The sequence below is a fragment of the Vibrio hepatarius genome, from assembly GCF_018860525.1.
Classification (GTDB): Bacteria; Pseudomonadota; Gammaproteobacteria; order Enterobacterales; family Vibrionaceae; genus Vibrio; species Vibrio hepatarius_B.
In genome coordinates this window covers 196,478-216,812 of the sequence record NZ_JAHKPM010000065.1, presented here as the reverse complement: position 1 = coordinate 216,812, position 20,335 = coordinate 196,478, and the positions used below count along the sequence as shown (strand labels likewise).

The 20,335-nt window shown below is 40.0% G+C and carries 19 protein-coding genes and 2 tRNA genes; 6 read left to right on the top strand and 15 right to left on the bottom strand.

Features of this window, described 5'->3' with window-relative positions; all coding sequences use genetic code 11:
- From KO511_RS20195 to KO511_RS20185, 3 genes are all read left to right on the top strand, one after another.
- The coding region (locus KO511_RS20195; protein ID WP_215989174.1) for a hypothetical protein at positions 1–621 on the top strand (621 nt) is incomplete at its 5' end.
- Positions 608–940 (top strand): hypothetical protein, encoded by a 333-nt coding sequence (locus KO511_RS20190; RefSeq protein WP_215989173.1) that lies wholly within the window; start codon positions 608–610, stop codon positions 938–940. The genes KO511_RS20195 and KO511_RS20190, both read left to right, overlap by 14 nt.
- Before the next feature lie 53 nt (positions 941–993).
- Complete coding sequence (locus KO511_RS20185) at positions 994–1,614, top strand: hypothetical protein (RefSeq protein ID WP_215989172.1); 621 nt, start codon at positions 994–996, stop codon at positions 1,612–1,614.
- 99 nt (positions 1,615–1,713) lie between these two features.
- Here KO511_RS20185 and KO511_RS20180 read toward each other — a convergent pair whose 3' ends face one another.
- Positions 1,714–2,202, bottom strand: coding sequence for a hypothetical protein (locus KO511_RS20180; protein ID WP_215989171.1), 489 nt, complete (start codon positions 2,200–2,202; stop codon positions 1,714–1,716).
- Complete coding sequence (locus tag KO511_RS20175) at positions 2,192–2,521, bottom strand: hypothetical protein (protein WP_252724465.1); 330 nt, start codon at positions 2,519–2,521, stop codon at positions 2,192–2,194. Before KO511_RS20175 ends, KO511_RS20180 begins: the two co-directional genes overlap by 11 nt.
- A 541-nt stretch (positions 2,522–3,062) precedes the next feature.
- Here KO511_RS20175 and KO511_RS20170 point away from each other — a divergent pair.
- The 3 genes from KO511_RS20170 to KO511_RS20160 all read left to right on the top strand — a co-directional run bounded on the left by KO511_RS20170 (position 3,063) and on the right by KO511_RS20160 (position 7,144).
- On the top strand, positions 3,063–3,824 hold the full coding sequence (locus KO511_RS20170; protein WP_354668179.1) for an ADP-ribosyltransferase: 762 nt from the start codon (positions 3,063–3,065) through the stop codon (positions 3,822–3,824).
- Positions 3,825–3,886: 62 nt separating this feature from the next.
- Entirely contained in the window at positions 3,887–6,463 is a 2,577-nt protein-coding gene (locus tag KO511_RS20165; protein ID WP_215989170.1) for a hypothetical protein, read from the top strand.
- Positions 6,464–6,787: 324 nt separating this feature from the next.
- Complete coding sequence (locus KO511_RS20160) at positions 6,788–7,144, top strand: Imm8 family immunity protein (RefSeq protein WP_215989169.1); 357 nt, start codon at positions 6,788–6,790, stop codon at positions 7,142–7,144.
- A gap of 119 nt (positions 7,145–7,263) precedes the next feature.
- On the opposite strand, the gene KO511_RS20155 is transcribed toward KO511_RS20160, so the two are convergent.
- The 13 genes from KO511_RS20155 to KO511_RS20095 all read right to left on the bottom strand — a co-directional run bounded on the left by KO511_RS20155 (position 7,264) and on the right by KO511_RS20095 (position 20,319).
- Positions 7,264–7,340: transfer RNA gene (locus KO511_RS20155), tRNA-Val, on the bottom strand.
- A 36-nt stretch (positions 7,341–7,376) separates the two neighbouring features.
- Positions 7,377–7,453, bottom strand: a tRNA-Val gene (locus KO511_RS20150).
- Positions 7,454–7,612: 159 nt separating this feature from the next.
- Positions 7,613–8,251: a sugar transferase gene (locus KO511_RS20145; protein WP_215989168.1), complete on the bottom strand. Its 639-nt coding sequence runs from the start codon at positions 8,249–8,251 to the stop codon at positions 7,613–7,615.
- Positions 8,252–8,263: 12 nt separating this feature from the next.
- Positions 8,264–9,448 (bottom strand): glycosyltransferase family 2 protein, encoded by a 1,185-nt coding sequence (locus KO511_RS20140; protein WP_215989167.1) that lies wholly within the window; start codon positions 9,446–9,448, stop codon positions 8,264–8,266.
- Complete coding sequence (locus KO511_RS20135; RefSeq protein WP_215989166.1) at positions 9,445–10,536, bottom strand: glycosyltransferase; 1,092 nt, start codon at positions 10,534–10,536, stop codon at positions 9,445–9,447. Before KO511_RS20135 ends, KO511_RS20140 begins: the two co-directional genes overlap by 4 nt.
- 116 nt (positions 10,537–10,652) lie before the next feature.
- Positions 10,653–12,089, bottom strand: a complete 1,437-nt coding sequence (locus KO511_RS20130; RefSeq protein ID WP_215989165.1) for a GumC family protein — start codon at positions 12,087–12,089, stop codon at positions 10,653–10,655.
- Positions 12,086–13,204, bottom strand: a complete 1,119-nt coding sequence (locus tag KO511_RS20125) for a glycosyltransferase (RefSeq protein WP_215989164.1) — start codon at positions 13,202–13,204, stop codon at positions 12,086–12,088. The genes KO511_RS20130 and KO511_RS20125 overlap by 4 nt, the downstream gene beginning before the upstream one ends.
- An 8-nt stretch (positions 13,205–13,212) precedes the next feature.
- A complete protein-coding gene (locus KO511_RS20120; protein WP_215989163.1) occupies positions 13,213–13,926 on the bottom strand; it encodes an acyltransferase in 714 nt (237 codons plus the stop codon).
- 79 nt (positions 13,927–14,005) lie between these two features.
- A complete protein-coding gene (locus KO511_RS20115) occupies positions 14,006–15,397 on the bottom strand; it encodes an O-antigen ligase family protein (protein WP_215989162.1) in 1,392 nt (463 codons plus the stop codon).
- 527 nt (positions 15,398–15,924) lie between these two features.
- Positions 15,925–16,281: a hypothetical protein gene (locus KO511_RS20110; protein WP_215989161.1), complete on the bottom strand. Its 357-nt coding sequence runs from the start codon at positions 16,279–16,281 to the stop codon at positions 15,925–15,927.
- A 204-nt stretch (positions 16,282–16,485) separates the two neighbouring features.
- A complete protein-coding gene (locus tag KO511_RS20105; protein WP_215989160.1) occupies positions 16,486–17,685 on the bottom strand; it encodes a glycosyltransferase in 1,200 nt (399 codons plus the stop codon).
- A gap of 101 nt (positions 17,686–17,786) precedes the next feature.
- Positions 17,787–18,842 carry a glycosyltransferase family 4 protein gene (locus KO511_RS20100; RefSeq protein ID WP_215989159.1) on the bottom strand — a complete coding sequence of 352 codons (1,056 nt, stop codon included), beginning with the start codon at positions 18,840–18,842 and terminating at the stop codon, positions 17,787–17,789.
- Entirely contained in the window at positions 18,832–20,319 is a 1,488-nt protein-coding gene (locus KO511_RS20095) for a sigma-54-dependent transcriptional regulator (RefSeq protein ID WP_215989158.1), read from the bottom strand. The genes KO511_RS20100 and KO511_RS20095 overlap by 11 nt, the downstream gene beginning before the upstream one ends.
- Between the last annotated feature and the right edge of the window lie 16 nt (positions 20,320–20,335).

The window sequence follows — 20,335 nt, the reverse complement described above, 5'->3', positions numbered from 1 at the left end:
TTAAAGTTAGAGCGTCAAATTCATTCCAAAGCCGTCCGTGAATTTAGTCAGGCGATTAATAGCATTTTAAAAGCCTATCAAAAACGTTCTATCAGTTATGAACAAGCCAAACAATTATTTAAAAATCTTAAGCTAGGATTTATTGACGGCGTTAGAGCGATTAAAATGTCACAAAGACATCGAACAATTCGTAGTCAACAAAGACCTGTTCAAGATGGAAGTTATCGCCGAAATATGACCGTGAATAATCAATCATTTAACGTTAGACTAAAAGCGCGATGTGCAACTCCAGAGTGTTTAATGAAGGGAGCGAACTTTGACCTCCAAGATGATGCATTTCAGGACTATATTGAGGCTGCTACGCAAGATAAACGATCCGATGCCATGCAGATCGTCAATATGGCGTTGATCGCTAATCCTTATCTAAAAGTGTTAGAGCGAGTTGTTTATGTCGATATTGGAGCTAATGTTCTCGAAGGAAATCTGGATCCACTATGGGCATTTGTTATGGGTAAAGGTGCGGCATATAGACTGAAGCTTCTTAACCTTCATGAGCGTGTCTGGAAGACAGGAGAAAATGCAACGAGTTATGTTGGTGGAGGTATGCTTGGAGGAGATTAATAAAGCTAAAGTATGGAAGTATTTAAATATCTCCGACGGTATTTATTTAGTCTGTATTTTCATAGGTATTGTTTTCTTTTTTGGTAGTGTTGTTTCATTAATAGGCTTATGGTTCATTACTTTTTTATGCTCAGGTTTAGGGCTAAGGCGTTATTGTAAAGGTAAGTCCATGATGATGTATGGAACAATCGGAGATGAAAAAGCAGATGATCAAGAAGGAACTATGAGCTCATATTATGCTCATAGATGGACAATGTTTCTTGGCACTATTGGTGCTGTTCTTTTCACCATTTATCATCTTTTTCAGTATTTTAATTAGTGAAAAGAGGCTTAAGCAGTGATCTACGATTGTTTTTATATAGGAAAATCACATTGAAAAAGATAGGCTTAGTACTGTATGGAGCGGCATATCTACTCCTCTCATTATTTAATATTATTACTTCAATATTAGCTGGTGCTGTTTCTGTTGGTTTTTTAGTTAGTATTACGTTTACAACTTTGTATTTACTTGGTTTTTATGGATATTTGTTTAAAAAACCCATTTTCACTCCAAAAGTATGGCGTATTCTATTCTACTTACAATGCTTTGCTTTAGTACTACAGCTTATGCCGATTCTATTCGAGTTTAGCATTGAATTGTTAGTTATCAATGGGATAATGCTTATTATAACTCTACCGATACTCGTGTGTTTATACCGATATAGTTCTCCAGATAGTGAAATCTGGATTTCGGCTACAGACCGAGTAAAGGTTAGTCAAATTGAAAGACTTCTAGCAACAACCGAAGTGATTTCCGCGTCTAAAACGACGGGAGAGAAGACGACAACCGTTACCATGAGTAAAGTTGCTGATAATTATATTGTTCATATAAAGCGTACCTCTACAGAAGTTGAGTCTTTCAAAAATGAATTTGTAACGTTAAATAGGGCAGTAGAGTTTGTTGAAAAATACACTTCAATAAGCTCTGAAGAATTAGTGACCTTACATATATAGCGAGTTACTTTTTCTAATTGATTAAGGCGGGTTAGCGCGATTTTGCTAGCTCACTTTTGTCCAATTCCTATCTGCCTACCAATAAGAATTGGACAAATCTTAGAATAACCCTTGAGCCTTTAGAAACTGAAGCGCATCAAATGGCGTTGATAAATAGGAAGCGATAAACTTTTGCGTATCTTCAATACCAATATCGTTAACTTTCTGTTGTAAATCTTTATCGCCCTCCAAAAGCCTTAGCCATTCATTCAATGGTTTTTTATCACCAGAGTAGGCAACGTAATTAACTAAAGAGCTGGTGTAAGCTTGACGTTCTTTCAAAGAACACTGCTGCGACGCATAAGCAAAACCATATTGGATGACGGTTTGTTTTTTAGACTTATCTAAGTTTGTGTACCACTGTGTATCAAGTGTTTTTGAATAGTCAAACTCTTTCCTTATTGACTTGCATTCAGATACACGCTGATTTAGAAGGGTATAGTTGGATTCCATTTCATGTTTAAGCTGATTGGCCCACTCGTCAAGATTGGCGGCTTGGACTGATAGACTACAAAGAACTAGCCCGAAGAATAGAGATTTAAAGCGCATTATATACACACTCCCAAAATTTCCGTTCTTCACCCGATGTGTCTAACGATGCCTTTAAAGCTATCTGCTCTAGGCGCTCACGCTTAATAGGTGCTATTGCCATCACAGACTCATGGTATAAATTCCAATCATAAGTTGTTGCATTGTAAGAAGCTGACGCTATGGCAACACCTCTGTATGAATCTCGACCTGCAAAAATTTGAAAAAATGGTAGAACTTTGATGATACGCTCCAAACCGTTGACATATCCGTAATGTGGGTCATTTGTTCGATATAATCCATCGTACGAGGTGACGGTTTTAAGCCTTGTATTTTGCAAAATTCTCGTTTAGCCATTTTTTACTCCTTCATCCGACTAGCAGTCGCTATTTTAGCGCTCAATAAGCCTACTGAAAAGACAACAAAGTAACTGAATTTATAGTGATTTTAACTAAAAAGCATGCGGCGAGGAGCGTTAATGAGCTACTTTCGAGAAATTAATGCCTTAGGACCTGCTTTTTACTGACCAAGGTTTCAATATTTGAACTAATCCATGAATTGCTAAATTCGCAAAACCACTGACACACTTTTGTCCAGAGGCGTGCTGAAGTAGCATGACATTCGATAGTGGAAAACTGTGATCACCACAGCTCTTACTTTTATCTCTTTTCTAGTTAACACACCATCGGTTCTGTGGTGGGTATGATGTTACTGATAACAATAATGCAAGCGACAGAATCCTTGTTCGATAAAAGGTCGATATCCTAAAGTTGGAACGCATGTATAAATAAGCCATTGTTATATAAGTATTATCATTATAAGTCAACGCATATGCATGTATTATGTATTAAACAAGATTAATATGTTAAGGATATGTATAAGTGAAGTTGCTAATTAAACTTATTTTTTCAACTGCCATTGTCACATTGCTCACTATTTCATCGGCGAGTTTTGCTGGCCTGAAATATAACAAAGGATATTACTCGAAAGCAGAAATTAAGGATTTAATAGAAAAACTAGACAACCCTTTTACAAAAGAAAGTGTCGATGAGTATTACCAAATAATGTCAAGGCTTCAGCCTTTATCAATGCAGCAGCAATATTCTTTATCTTATGAATCCATTGATGCTCTTAATTATTATCAACAAAATGGGTATCAAGCTATTCGACGAGCAATACTCAATGGCGAAAATACCGAGGAAATAAACCCCATCATTGAGCATATTGATTCAGCGTTTGAACAAGGAATTAAATTTACAGGTGAAACCTATCGTGGTGAGTCGTTAATAAAGGCCTACAGTGATGGTTTAATTAAAGTGGGTGATATTGTTAGCCCTAGCACTTTTCTATCGACCTCTGTGTCTGCCAGATCAACCGAGGGTTTTTACGGTGGCCAAAGATCTATGTTTGAACTTAGCAATGGAGAAGCGTCCATAATTATGCCTGATATGAGAACAGACGAATTAGAAATCTTAGTCAATAGAAACACTTTCTTTGAAGTGACAGCAATCGATGCCAACCCTGAAATGGGTATGAATAATGTGATCTATAGAGAAATAGCGGCAAGCGATATAGGAAATAGACCCATCAAAGATATGCACACCGGAGAGAATATCTCAGCGCTTGAAGCGTGTGAATTTTAATAACTTTTTGATACGAACACATAGTTTAACACTTTCAGTAAACCTAAGAATAATCAAACAATATGAAGTTAAGACATTTAATACTATTTTTTGCCATACTATCAACAAACGTTTTGGCAGCCGGATTTTGTACTATTGGCGATGAGTTTACTATTCTCGATAAAGAAGCATTTAATCGCTTGAGTGAGAAGAACTATGCATCTTTTAGTGAAGGTATAACGCCGGAAGAGCTGTTTCCAACCGCACCGAACCATTTCTCAGCCGAGTCAACGAACTTAAGCGAAACAAAATACGTATACAATGAGACCTCCACTTTGCTTGAAGCTGGTCCAGAAAGCTCTGTTGCTCTAGAAGCTGAAGAAGCTTCACGCCTGCTATCTTCTATTGGCCGCACTGCCTCTGAAGTGGGCGGTGCTGCACTTGAGGTATTAGGACCAATTGGAGGCGCGGTTGCTGTGGGCTTTTGGGCTCGTGATGTCGCCCAAGCCTTTGAGGATGAATCAAGAACATCCTATGACCGTTTTGCCACCGTTATGGAACTCGTCGATTGGTTTGGTGTTCTCAAACTGCCTCAGCGCAGTATTGATCGACATATTCTGATTAACCGGTGGAATAATATGGCTGCTGGTGACCATTACAGCTTCACCATCCATGACGATATCGTTACTCGGCAAGATTTAAGAGACAAAAGACATTGGGCATCTTTGGCTGCTAACCAACATAAAACCATAGAAGCGATCGTAAAAAGTTACGCGTCTGATGTTGCTTTGAAATATCAAGCTTACTATCAAGAGTCGGTAAGAGCTCAAACCGTTCTCTCAAACCAATTGATAACCACTGTTGATAAAGAGCTGAATAAAACCTTATTTTTTCAGCTAGACATTAATAAAGACAGAAATCGGTTGTTTTCATCGGATATAAGAAGTGTTTGCCAGCCTGAAGTCGATGCAGTTTATGCTCTTTATTCTCAGCAAAGAAGCAATAGCCTCACATCTGCATCTCCCTCTACTCGCGCAGCCGTTAATGCTTTATCAGCCCTGCAACACTGCCAAAACTCAGTGCTTGAGCAAATGATTACCAAACTTGATCAACTGCGCAGTAATAACTTAAGTGGTTTGGATCGCAACTCCCTCACGCAACTTTACGTTCGGACATTAAACGCAAAGAAAAAAATTGCTGAAACGGCCGATAATCATGTTCGCATTATCAGCACAAAACTGCAGAGTTTGATGAGAGGAGAAGGGTTGCAGTTAATCGATAAATTATTTGATTCAGGTGTAATCGCAAACACCAATGATTTCTTCAAAGAGCAAGCAAGTCGGTATGCTGTCGATGAAATGGCAAGAAGCCTGCTTTATAGGCCTGCCACAGCAAGAGAGCTATCTTCTAAGGTTTTGGTGCTACAAGCCAGCTATCAGTCTTGTTCTCGCTTGGGAATTTTGGGAGGTGATCCTAACTTTCGTGGTTGTGTAGAATACACTCGAGTTCCAGCAGAAACTCGTCGTTTTGAGCCATCACAAGATGAGGTTGTGCGTGAAATAAAAGTACCAGTGCGAGAGCACTATTACTCGATATTTAATGAAACACTAAACACATTAATACAAAATGGCTGGAATCCTGAAACCGAAGAACAGTGGCTAGAGCAGCAAATATTGTCTTATTCTGAGCACCAGCGCAATATCAAACAAAATGTGACGACCAAGGCACAAGTGTATCGTTGGCTGTTTGACTCTCGCCAGCAGCTTGGTAGTGATTGTATTGGTGAACAATCCTGTGCGGGATGGAGTGCATCATATTTAGCCAAAGAAAATCTATCTCGAACCAGTTCCCTTGATGACATTGCGCGTTGGTTGGCTAGTTATTCAGGTCGTGGACAATATGTTCATCGTAAACGAGTCGAACAGCTGGATGAATTGATTGAACCTGCGTTAGAAAGTGAATGGAAAGCGACACAGGGCCGTCAATTTTACAGTTATGTTTATCCGAACAGCTTTGATATAGAAAAATATGCACCTTTTATCGCATCAGCGTTACAAAATTCAACCCTTGATGTGGCGAATCTATCAGGTAATGCCCTTCCATTAGCGAAAGGCATAGTAAAATCTCATATGGCTGAGGCACTTGAGCTAAGTAAACAAAACGGAGCGAACTGGTTACATTCTCAGTTGGGTGATTTTCAACGTTATATGGCAATAGTTCATTCACAACGTACCAGTGTTGGCCGCCATGTTTCTGAAATGCAAGATAATGCACCTGTCTTGTTTTCTGAAATATTACCCGCTCATATTTTAAGATATCTAATTTCTGACTTAATTCCAGATAGTTATGATGCTAGATTGCTTAGCTCTATTGATGCACTTTATAACCCTTCCTCAGAACTGGGTCAAAAAATCACAACACTTGTGAGTATGAGTCGAATGTTTAATGAAGTGTCTAATAGCGGCTGTGAGTCCAATTTCATCGCATGGAAAGAGGCGTTACTGGCTATCTCTAAAGATCCTTCTCTACATTGGTTATCACCCATATCAACTTGGTTAAATAATGTTACGTATCAACAACTAACCAATCAAGCTATCGTTGAATGGGGAATCATGAAACAAAACGAATTAGGGCAAGGTATCCACTACAATATGCTTTAGATAGGGTTTGAATGTGAAATAAAGAAAAAAGAAGATATGAGAGTCTTTCTCATATCTTTTTTTATCTTTGAGTAAAATAATATCGAAAAATAATATCTGACACACACCAATAAAGAGAAAGATAAATTATCCACGCCACTTTGAGGTTTGTTTTCAGGTTACGTTGTACATGAGATTGATTCATGGAAGGTCGCTCCTAACCAGAGCTTCAAGGAGACTAAAAACACTGGATCATTTTTTAGTCTTATCAATTTTTAGTATTTAAGGTGGCTAGCTCACATGAAGTGGGTGCTTTAAGCCCCTTAAGATGGCATTAGAGATACCATGAATATCGAGTTGCTCGGAATATCAAGTGATCAATTAGAGCCATCAACTTCCGGTTACCCTAGTAATTGGGAAGAGTTTGATGTTCTCATGGAATTAGACTTGTGCTTTGAAAATCACCAAGCCGACAGCGTGTTTTTTGAATTCTATGTGGCCTCTCCCAAGGCAATTGAAAATCGGACTATTAATTCATTTATGCCACCGACATTGGTGCTCGAAGAATTTGATTGGAATGTTATTAAGCGTCATATTTCAAAGTTACTTTTACATTCAAATGGCAGTAATTCGTGGGCAGAAGTTGCAACAAGGCTTTCTGGCCAAATTAGGCCAACTAGTTTGAGTTGCTTTCCGTTTTAAGTATCTCTAACAAACCAATTATGGCAAGGCCGCAAAACGCATGGCTTGGCAGAATTATGGAGTAGGGAAGGGAATTTTAGACACAAAAAATCCCAGCTAAACTGGGATTTTTTTAAATTTGGTGGGTCCGGGCGAACTCGAATCGCCGACCCCCGCCATGTCAAGGCGGTACTCTAACCAACTGAGCTACGGACCCAAATTTTTGTTCTTGGCAATTTAATGCTTTAAGGATTGGTGGGTCCGGGCGAACTCGAATCGCCGACCCCCGCCATGTCAAGGCGGTACTCTAACCAACTGAGCTACGGACCCAATCCTTAAGAACGAGACGGATATTACCGAGACTTTGGTTGGTGTGCAAGTCCAAATTATTGGTTTTCAAGTTGTTTGCTTCACAACTAGACAGTTTGGTGTTTTTTTACTCTTGAAAGGCCCGGAGTTCTTGAAAGAAACTCCGGGTTATTGAAGGTTTTATCTGCCGCGACCATCAACCATTACAATGAGAGTCTTAGTAATGATGCTAAAGTCCATCATTATCCATGATTTCAATGAACGAAGAGATAGGGCATAGCTGTGGTCGTAGCCTACTTTTTTCCTAACATCATCGATACAAGTATCATAGCCTTGATTAACTTGAGCTAGTCCGGTGATACCTGGCATTACTCCATAGGTTCTATCCGCAAAGTAAGGGATTTCTGATTCAAGTTTGTTGTAGAAGCCAGGACGTTCAGGTCTAGGGCCGATGATAGACATTTCACCTCGAACAACATTAAACAGTTGAGGGATTTCGTCTAAGCGAGTTTTGCGGAGAAAACGTCCTACTTTGGTGATACGAGGGTCATTTTCTGTTGCCCATACCGCGCCAGTTCGCGTTTCTGCATCAATATACATGGTGCGAAACTTTACGATTTCAAAGAACATCATTTGCTCTGGTGTCGATTTTCCTACTCGTAACTGTTTGTAGAAAACAGGTCCTTTTGAATCAAGTTTTATGGCGAGTGCGATAACTGGCATCACAGGCGATAAAATGAGAAGTCCAAGCAAAGCAGAGATAAAATCAAAGATACGCTTTGCTAACCAGATTGAATATAAAGAAGATACATTACTCATAAGATGCTCCTTTTATTGAACTCGTGTCCAGCGGGTGGACTCTAAGCCTAACAAATAACGTAGGCCACCGATTAGGTTGGCAGTATGGCCAGCAACAATGTATGTCACTAACCGAAAGTACTTGTGACAAAATATTCGTGGGAAAAGGTGTCCCAAAGCAGCAATGGTATAAATTGAGGCTTGGACAACGGTTCCTAGTAAAAAGAATGGTTGGTTGATAAGGGCTATAGACAAAGCAAAGCAAACAATCATCAGGTAAGGTGCGATTAGCCTTAGCCCTTTACCAGAGATAAAAGCAAATGCTACGCCTTTGTATTTTGGTAAGAAAAGCTCAGCTAACAGTACAGCTTGCTGCATGTTGCCAGCAGAAATTCTCAGTCTGCGTTTGAAGTCGTTGTCTGTGGAAGTAGCTTCTAGCTCCAATGCAATCATGTTCTGGTCATAGTGGACATTAAATCCTTTACGGATGATTTCCATTGGGATAATAAAGTCATCGTTAATTGTGTTGGCTTGTAGAGGCTCGAATAATTTAGTTCTGAATAAGTAGAGTGCTCCATGGGCACCTAGAGTACTGCCTAAACTTGCTTCACTATGCTTAATTTCGCTCTGATAATGCCAATATTTCTCTTCGCCTGCGCTACCGCAGGATAGTAGTTGATAGTGGCCATTGACTGCGCCAACATTAGCATCTTGAAAATGCTGGTTAGCGATAAGTAAAGTATCAATTGATATGAGTGCTGATACATCACTCATTGCTGTAATCTCAGAAGAAATGGTGTTCATTTGGTCATTGACTAATGCCACTTTTCCTCGATTTTCTTCGAATACTCGTATTTCAAAATGAGTGTCACAGCAAATGGCTTCTTGAATCGTGTCTTGAGCTATCTGTACTGTGTTGTCAGTGCAACCGTCACAAGCAATGATAACTTGGTAGTGTTTTTTGGGGTAATCAATCGAGGCTAGGTTACGAATCTTCTCTGCGATCCACCTTTCTTCATTGAAGGCAGGTACAAGGATTGTTACATCTAAACACTCAACATCACCTTGACCTGTTTTGTATCCACGCTCTACATGCTTGACATCAGCTGCGGGGTGGCGTTTTGAGTACCATGAAAGAATCAATGGGTAACCAACATGATGATAAATAATCAAAGCGGCGCATATGGTAAAACAAGCTGCGATAGTAAAGTCGATCATGCGAATTTTCCCTGTGAAAGTGCGTTATATGCTTCTACCATTTTCTTAATATCGTTATTGCTAGTGACGAAATGGCGTGGAGAATGGCTAGATGTATAATTTAATTGCTTGTTTATATTAATAGCAAGCTCTTGGTGATTTCCTGCTTTTGAAAGAAGCCCTGTGTCAGGGCATAGTGTTTCGTTAGCTCCGCCAACATCATGGGCGACGGTCGGAATACCGCAGGCTTGTGCTTCTAATGGAGCAAGAGGAAACCCTTCACAGCGAGATGGAAGGCAAAACACATCGAGTGCTCGGTAGAAGTTTGGCATATCATCAACTAGACCTAAGAAACAGACTCGATCAGTAATTGATAGATCTTTAGCTTGTTTCATGAGATGAGTTCGCTGGCTGCCATTTCCTGCTAGGACAAGTTTGGCACCTTGGTGGATAAACGGCATCGCTTTCAGAAGTAAATCATGCCCTTTAACCTCTTCCAAGCGGCCTGCAGAACCAATAATCAGGCCACTAACTGGCAAACCTAACTTTATTCTCGCATGCTTTTTTTCACCAGGGGAAAATTGTTCACAGTCGATGCCATTTTTAATGACTACAACGTTTTGGTAGTTAAGCTTTTCAGAAAATTGTTTTTTAACTACGTCTGCGTCAGCAACCACACAAGGATTCGAGAGTTTAAGTATCAAGTTTTGTAATAAACGTCGTTTAGTATTGTTTAAGTGCCATGCATCATGCTCAGTGTGGATAATATTGTTGATACCTGCTAATTTTGCAGCGGTTGAACCATAGATTAGTGGGCCAATATGATGAGTATGAACAACTTTGGGATTTATCTCACGAAATAGGCGATAAAGCTTTAAACCAGTGCTGGCACTCACCCCTGGTGGCTTACCTAGGAATATGAGTTTATCGCTAATGCTTTGCAGTAATGGCCAATTTTTAATCGCCCCCTGTTTGTGACCTTCTAAGCTTACAATGAAAACGTTGGAATCAGATGAAGCAAACTTGAGCATATTAATTGCTAACGTTTCTAAGCCACCTGGTGATAGGTGCTGAACAATATGAATTGTGGTGTTTGAATTGCTCTTCATTACTAATCCCTAAGTTGGCGAGTCTAGTAACTTAAAGCACATCCTGTGCCAATAAAAAAACAATATTAAACAAGTGCTTAATATTGTATCTGTTGGTTATGTCATTTTGAGTTTCTTTATGACTGGAATGGTTTTATTTTGGGAATGATGGCAATGACCTGTGTTCCTGTCAGTTCTTCCAATTCAATTGGGCTTCTTACCGCGGTATTGAAAATCTCAATTAAAGTCGCGATGCCACTACCAAGCGCGATACCAGCAAAAAGGCCGGCTATAATAAAAAAAATGATTGGAAGATTAGAAGGAGCGCTTGGTGTATAAGGAAGATCGATAATTTTCACCCTCTTATTTTGTTCAAATATTCCTAGTGATCCAGTAAGCTGGGCCATCTCATAACGTTGGATCAATTCATCATAGAGTTGTCTTTTAATACTTACGTCGCTCTGTAGTTGAAACATTTCTTTGGAGTTGTCACCAAACTTATTAGCTTGTTGCTCTAAGTCAGCTATCATCTTTGTTAAGCTTTTTGTTTCTTCACTTAATGATTCAAATTTGCTGCGAACAACTTGTAAAGTGTGTAATTGCGTAACGAGTAAAGGTTGTATTTTACTGATGTCTGACAGCGTATTGCTACTCGCAATGTCCCAAAGCTGATCACTACTCATTATGGGCTGTTCAACTTTTAACAGCTCAGTGCGTTCTCTTTCAAGACGATTAAGCTCGCGTTGTTTTCCGAGTACAGAGCTATGATTATCTGTATATCTTGCTCTTAATAGGGTGAGTTCACTCCTTATCTCAATGATCTGCTCTTCAATTTTTCCGACCACAGGATTCGTTCTAGATAGCTGCTGGTCCAAAGTCCCTAGGCTACGTTCAACACCCGATAACTCGGCTTCTTTCTCAGCGAGGCTTTGCTTTAGAATCGCGAGACGAGTAAGGCTTTGATTTTGCATTTCAGGTGTGACTGATGCATTTTCATTTTTGAAATTAGCGAGGGCATTTTCGGCTTCATTCAACGCATCTCGACGCTTTTCAATATGGAGGCTTAGAAATTCACTTGAGTCTTTTATTGACGAGCGCTCAGGTGCAAGCATTTGTTCAATAAAACGTTCACTAACTGATTCAAGCAGCTTTTTCATTCCTTCTGGCTTAGATGCCTTTAATTCAATCTTCAAAAAGTCTTTGCCAGGCTGGCTGACAGTCAAATTTTCAGCAAGTCTAGCTATAACATCGTCTATTTCTTGGGCTGACATTGATTCGTTAGTTAGTCCACGTTCACTGGCAACGGATCTAAGAATATGTCTACTTTTTAATAGGGTACGTAGTGCAGTTAAACGCTCCTTTAGCATTGTAGAGACTGCAATATCCTCTAAAAAAGGATTCATTTTAGCTGTTTCTTGAATCAGCATACTGGTGTGCGAAACGTATTGTTCAGGGGCCATTTTACCAACAAAGTACCCAGCAAAAGGCATGATTAATATTGGTAACATGATGACATAGCGCTGACGCCAAGCAGCATTTAAAATGACAATGAAGCGGATTTTTAGTTTATTCATAGAGACTCCAGAAGCTGACTGACTTCTAAGGAACGAGCGTCCCAACTGTCTCTGCGGACTATTTCTGAATCCACTTGTTGTTTTAGTGCCACATCATTGAGGCTATGGCTAAATTGATCAGCGTTATGAACAAGGTTTATGTGCTGCTTGTATGGTTCCATCGCTGGAAATGGCGTTGTTATAACAGGTGTACCAGTTGCTAGGTATTCCATCAGCTTTAATGGGCTGCAAGCGAGGATCTGCTGGTTAAGCTTAAAAGGTAGTAAGCTTGCATCCCAATGCTGGCTGTAGCCTGGTAGTTCGTCGTGAGGTTTTGGACCTAAATAATGGACATTGGATAAATTAGGAAGTGGATTGTAGTCTAACTCGATCGGCCCAATAAAAACAAAGTCCCAGCCAGAATTATTAAGACACACCTTAGCAATAAGCTCATAATCTAACCAATTTGATATGCTGCCATAAAATCCTGCAATAGGGCGACCATTGTTAGGAAGATCTAATGCTCGTATTGCAGGTTGGCTAAATAAGTCGTAGTCCACGCCATGAGGAATTAATGTTGTTTTATGTGCAGCAAACTTATCGCAGATCGTCGGGCTTGCTCCCAAGATAAGATCGGCTAAAGTGGCAAGCTTATTCTCATGGGATACGATTGTATCATGATCAACGCCTGCCAGAGATGCAAAGTCATCACCGCAGTAATATACCACAGCGGCTTCATTGAGGTGTCCACAAAGATCGGCAGCAGTTGGTAGTGAGGTCCAAAAAATAGGTTTAACCAAATTAAGCTTATCAATAATAGGTATAAGTTGTTTGAGTAACATTTTTTTGGCAACTCGCCTTGCCCATGACGATTTTGGAGCAGGGATGGTTTTAAGATTAACTACCGTAATGTTGCTTAAGAGCGGTTGAGAGTTTGATGAGTATCCTTTTTTACCGCGTCCAAGCAATTTATTAAAAGTGCGTGTTATGTCGTTTTTGTTGAGCTTGGGTTGACGTAAGCCTATCGAGTTAACCCATAGTACTTTTCTATCAGCGGCTAGCCTAGATACTATATGTTGGGTGCTAGAAGGTAAACCACCAAAATCTTCTCCAAATACGATTAAATCACGACTCATAGAGCCTCCTAGTTAGTTAACTTTCGTACGACTTTTGCTGGATTACCCGCAGCGACAACAAACGGGGGTAAGCTTTTGGTAACGACGCTTCCTGCACCAACTATTGTGCCTTGTCCGATAGTTACGTTGGGGCATACAGTGACATTGGTCCCCAACCAGACGTTGCTTTCAAGTATAATATCGCCAACATCACTCTCATTGTCACCGACGCCAGCCGCTCTTTCCTGTGCGTTTAGTGAATGTCCAGAATAGCCAAATAAAAAAGCTCGGCCGGCCATTCTGACATTATCACCAATGACCACTCGTTTACCTATTGCAATGGTCGTTTGCCAGCCTACATCAACATTGTTTCCGATAAAAAGTTCTGGTTGTGATGTTTGAGGCCGTCCACTGAATGTCGTATGTCCTGAAATTCGACAATCATTACCAACGACTAGCTTTAGTGGGCCAGTAATCAGTGGCACTCCCCCGAATAGATACAACCCTTTTCCTAGTGTACTTACACGAGCCTTGAATGCGGGGGTATAGACAAAAATTCGCATAAGCGTATTAATGCATAATGTCAGAGTGGTGTAGATGAATGCAACAATTTTATTGAATATATAAGGTGTAGGAAGGTCGCATGCTCGGATGTATTTCAGAATCAAAAATAGTTTGCGACAAGCCGGGTTTGGGTTTTCTTTAAGCCATATTTTTATTTCATTGAAGTGAGTAGCCAGCATGTGAATCTCCTAGTATCTCTTTAATATAGGAGGTATTACATGTTGCGTGCCAAAATAAAAATCAATTTAAAACAAAACATTACGTTTTTTTCTGTGAAGGTTTTGGGATATTCTCATTTTGAGAACTGTTTTGAACAATTTTATTTAGTGCTATACATAGGGCTGCGAGTATATAAATGGGCCAAGTAAAACCTTGAGTGAGGAAAGTACCAGAGACTATCGTACCAATGATGCCAGCATATACCGCAGTAGCAGTACCATGTAAGTAAGGAGAGTAATGTGCTGGATTCGAATCAAGTATCTTTAGGGTATTTTTGCTGGTTTTAACCAAAGAGTAAATACAGCCGATGAATACGAAAAATCCTAAAAAGCCAGTTTCAGCAAGGACACCGAACCATGTGGAATGCACAGCATGATTAAGACCATCCCAATGTGCGCTATAGTAGAAATAGTTTGAGTAAAAGTTGTGAATTCCTACCCCAGTTAATGGATTATCGACGGCCATGCCAAATGCGGCTTCCCATGCATAAAGCCGGCCCATTGCCGATTCATCAATTCCTTCTTCCTGTGCACCGCCAGATTTTCGGTCTGAAATGCCTGCCGCAGCGGCAAGGATCATCAAGGCCAATGTCCCTATGAAAGCCAATAAAGTTTTGGAGCGTATAATTCTCAAACCAAAGATACCGAATACAGCAACCGAACCCAGCAAACCGCCACGACTTTGAGTGGCAATAACGGCTGATAATGATAAAATTGTTCCGATTAGTCCTAAGATTCGTACACTTCCTAGGTTTTTGGTTACCATTAAGCTTATAGCGAAAGCCAGAGGAAACATAAGCACTAAGGATAAGTCGTTTGGATCTCCGAGAACTGAACCTAAATTCCTGCCAATAGTGACTCGAGTTCCTTCAACTAAACCTATCCCATTAACTGAGTTATAAAGCGCGACACATGCTATTAAGCCGCCTGTAAGAATAATAAGTATACTGATGCGTTGCACGTTGAGAGCACTATTTACCAGCCAAGCGATGGCAAATGTCATTATGATAATTTTCCAGTAAATAGCTTTGAAGTACTTGATTGCGAGGCCAGGGTTTGATGAAAAGAGTATGCCAATGAATACAAGGAACCAAAAAACCGAAAACCATGTGAGGCTTGGATGCCAGAAAGTATCTAGCTGTTTACTAACCAAACTATGCCAAAGGAGTGCACTCAGAGCACCAATCGACAATAGTAAGGGAATTTTTAGCGAGTAGAGTGCTGGAAATGCCTCATGAATGCGGAAAAATGAAAACAATACAAACAAACTCACTAACCAAAAAGTTTGATTAAGAACAAATAACATACCAAGTGGTAACATACAAAGTACAATCGCAACTAAGGGATGCGGAACCATCTTCCAAACTAACGTTATGAGAAAGCAGACGCCAAGAGTGACCACCAGAGGGTAAAGTGCCCGTGGTCCTGTCATAGTATCCGTCCTACTGCCTCTCCTGGAGAGTTCTTTTTAAGATAAAAGGTATTGAATTTTACGAAATACAGTTTTTGCAGCAATGCCCTAAAGATCCTTGGCTGAGCAACTAACATCAACGCAACAACTTGAGCTAAATTATTGTACCAACTGCTTGAAGTAAATAACAAACTAGCAACCAATATAGAGGGTAGTGATTTGACTCGACAGGGTATGCAATGAAGAGATTTAGTAAAGTATGCGACAAAATTTAGCCATATGAGTTGCCCAAAATACAGATACAATAGTACGGCAAATACCCCTGATTTTTTCAAAATCCAAGCTAGGTAAAGATAAGATAATAGGAGAAGACTAGTCGCGTAAAGGCACATGCTCTTTACATGTTCTTGCTTCAACCATGCGTGTATGTTTTGTCGTATCATTAGTCCTTATTCCCTCACGGGTTTGGTACGCAAGATACCTTTTAACAAAGGGTTACTATCAATTGTTCTCACAAAATCGTGATAGCTATTTTCCGTTTTGTACTTTTATGTCACGTTTAAGCCATTTTTGATACAACGCTGAAAGCAAGCAGTATCCTTAGCTACGTAGAGTAGTGCGTCACAAAGATAGTTTGAGTCATTAGGCAAGTATTTGATACAATTTTTGTTGTAAATTAGACGCTTATCCCAGTATGAATTGCCTTGAGGGATTACAACACATGCACCAGTCGCTAGAGCTTCGAGAATTGAAATAGGTGCCGTACTGACCAATATCGATTTATCAGCGGGGCGTATATAGCAGATGTTTGTGGTGAGTAACCAGATTTCTGCTGCATATTTTAGCGTCTCAATAAAATTACCTAGTTCCTTCCAATTTAATAAAGGTGCAGCCCAATAACACATAAGGACATCAGTTTGTGATCGAGCCGGCCAACTTTCCTCTGCACGGCAATTAACAAATTTATAGTAAGCAGAATATAACAAATAGGATCTTACCACGTCTGACAGTCCTGGATGCAGGTTTTGTGTTTTAAATATGTCTCCAAAGCATTGGTTATATTTGGCGTAGACGAAGGATCTAATATCAAAGCCTTATTTATGTTTGAATTATCCATGTTCGCCTCCAATTAATAAGCGCTTTGTTAAGTAGCTTTTTAAAGGAATGAAAGTTCGCCAAAAAGATACAGATGTTTGATGGTCAACTAATAACTGATTGTATACCTTAACAATCTGCTGGCTTGATAACTCGATATCGAAGTTTTTAGTAATGTCGATTTGAGCTTGGCTAGAAAGTTGTTTGCCAAATTTTTTGTGTTCGATAAGTACGGTCATCATTTGGGTTAGGGGAGCGGTCCCATGATTTGAGTAAAGAAGTCCTGTCATACCGTGATGGATAAATTCTGGTATACCACTTCCGCGAGGAGCAATGACAGGTATGCCAGCTATTGTCGCTTCAGCAATAGCATGACCAGAAGACCCGCTCCTTGCTCCACTAGCAAATGCATCGCAGCCCTTAAGCCAGCCTACAACGTTACTTTGTTCGCCAATAAAGTGGATTTTGTTTTCAACATAGAGTGTTTTGGCCATGCGTTCTAATTCACATCGCATTGGACCATCGCCAATGATGAGTAAATGTGTGTTGGGATGTTCGGTATTGAGGCTCTGTATAGCGATAATAAGCCTATCCATCCCTTTGCGGTGGATGAGTGAGCCGACCGTGGAATATAGAAAACTGTGCTTGGGTAAACCTAAGATATCTTTCACATCGATTTTATGTTGTCTACCGAGCTTTAAAACATCGAGCCCGTTGTGAATGGTTGATAAACGTTCTTCTGGATAGCCTTCTAGTGTCAATTTTTGCCCTACGTTACGTTTTACTGCAATGGTGTATGGAGACAAATGTAGACTTAAGGTAAGGCGGTCACGAGCAGAGTAGGGGCTGTGCAATTGGGTGACGAGAGGAATATTCATTATCCTTGCTGATATAACCATCCATTGGCAGGGTGCTCCGTTATTGACATGGACTATGTCAATTTCTTTCTGCCTAATTATCTGGCAAGCTTTTACAATCAAATTAAACCAACCGATAACATTGAACTGAGGCTTCAGATGACCCAAAAGAATAGGGAAAGGATCTATTTCAGCGCTGATACTGTTCTCTTTTGCATAGTGATGAAGCGCTGGGTTGTTTGTCCATAAATACGCTTCAAACCCTTGTTTAGGGCAGTGATGTATTAGGTCAAGTAAACATCGTTCACTCCCCCTAATCCAGTCGTTTCCGTAGTGCACAAACAGTATTTTTTTCATCTTAGCCTCTCCTGGTATCTGTCAACTGATAACAACGCAAATGAGATGCCAATAAAATAAATGTTTTATATCACTGTTAAATAAGGAGAATAAGATTATATCTATTTAGAGGAAGGCGTTTTATCAAATTGAGAGTCAGATTGCACATCAGAGCCCAAATAAACATTTAACATTTGGGGAATGACCGAAGAGGACGAGAAACCCTGCTGGATAGTCTCAGCAGCTTCTTTTTGTATTATCTGCCTTTCGCTCTTATTCAATTGAGTGACGTTTTGTAGTGTATCAACCAATGAATGTAAACTGTTCACGATAAACCCATTTTTGCCATGGTTTATGAGTTTAGACAAATCACCTACGTCATAAGCGATAACGATACAACCTTTTGCCATAGCTTCGAGGGCTGCCATTGGCATGCCTTCAAAGCGAGAGCAAATCACCAGGATGAGTATTTCTTCCCAAACCCTGTCCATATTTGCCTGATGACCATGGAACGTTATGTTATTAGGCAAACTTTGAATAATCTCAGTTTCCATAGGGCCCGACCCGTAGATATGGAAGTCTAGCTTTGGGCAACGTTCGGCGCAGTGAATAAATCTATCAGGTGCTTTCTCATGGCTTAAGCGTCCAACAAACGCGATTTGATTACCTTTGTTAGGTCTAACCTGGCTATCATGGATAAAATTGTTTAGCCTACGCGTTTTCGTTGGGATCCTTGAGCTTACTTGTTCACTTACTGAGAGAGAAACAGAAGAACAAAATGCACTGTAGCGGTCAATTAAGTCGTAAAGCTTAACTTTACCTTTAGGTATCTCACCTGCATGATAGGTGGACACTTGAGTTATGCCCGTAAAAATACGCGCGCACTTTGCGAGTAAACTGGATTTATAACCATGCGCATGAATTATGTCGCCACCTCGATGGTTAATTCGTTTAAGCAAAGTCAGTAGTGGGAAACTGTTTGTAGAAGAGAGATAGCTAAAATTTATGTTATTTCCTTCAAGCTTAGCGACTATTGGTGACAAAGCTGCATAGCGTTTTATTAACAAGACCTCAACATCGACTCGATGCTGTTTGAGTCCTTTAGCAAGCTCAATAACATAGGCATCGATGCCACCAAAGGTAAGACTATCAATTAGCAACCAGACTTTATTCGGCATACTGTTGTTCGTCTTCAGCGGTTTCCCAAGCTTGCTTTTTTCTGTAAACAGTTGATGGGCTGAGTTCTAGCATGACTGCTGCATTGAGTACATTACCATCACAATAATCAATGGCTTGCTGAATAGTTTCACGTTCAACAATCCACATGGGGCGTATTGTAATGCCTGTTGCTTGATGCTGTGATAAATCAATATCTTTACTTTCTGAAGGCGAAGACTCAGATAGCGTAGTCGTAACGTCCTGCATAACAGAAGGAGAATAATGTGAAGGTATAGACTGAATAGGTTTTGACTTGGGCGTTTTAGCTCCGTGTGATATTTGCTCGGGAAGATGCTCTATCGATAACTTTGCTTCATTGTTGAGTACGACAATATTTCTTATTACGTTTTGTAATTGACGTACATTACCAGGCCACGAATAACGTTTGAGTAATGACTCAGCATCTCTATTAATACCAGTGAATTTTTTACTGTCTTCTTTGGCAAATATTTTCAGAAAATGAGTCGCCAGTGTTGTGATATCGTTAGCACGCTCTCTTAGTGGCGGCATTTCTATGGGAACAACATGCACTCGATAATATAAATCTTCTCTGAATCGGCCTTCTTCAACTTCAAGTAAAGGGTCGCGATTGGTTGCACAGATAATCCTTATATCAACTTTTAATTCTCTTGAGCCTCCCAATGGGGTGAAAGTCCCAGTTTGTAGGAAACGCAGAAGTTTTTTCTGCATATCAAGTTCCATTTCACAAAGTTCGTCTAAAAAAAGAGTTCCACCGTTTGCAAGGGATGCCGCGCCTTTTCTGTCAGCGGTTGCACCTGTAAATGCTCCTTTAAGGTGCCCAAAAATTTCACTCTCCATGAGGTCTTTTGGTATTGCGCCGCAGTTGATGGCAATGAAAGGCTTATCCTTACGCTTACTTTCGTTGTGAATGGCTTCTGCGCAAACTTCCTTTCCCGTCCCGCTCTCACCAATAATAAATACACTTGCATTAGTTGGAGCAACAGAATCAATGATTTTGTATACCCCTTGCATGGGGAGGCAGGAGCCTATAAAACCATGGAAGCGATTTCTGTCAAATTTAGCCTCAATATCTTCGACTAAATTTTCAAGTTTAACTTGTTGTAAATGTAAGTTTATTGAAGTTTTTAATCGATCTGCCTGTATTGGCTTTTCGAGAAAGTCTTTCGCGCCTTTTTGCAGTAAGTTAACGGCAATATCGACTGAGCCATGAGCAGTCGCTATAACTACGGAAGTTGGTACTTGGCTCTCGTTGATCCAATCGAGAATCTCTTCGCCGTTCATATCCGGTAACTTGAGATCTAATATAACAAGATGTGGTACATTTCTTTCGATAAATGTAATGGCATCTCGCCCAGTTTCGACGTGAAAGAGATCGAATGACTCCTCTTTCACGTATTGTTTATATAAAATTGCCAGAGATGTAGAGTCTTCAATTAATAATACTTTTGCTCTCATTTGACGTTATCCTTTT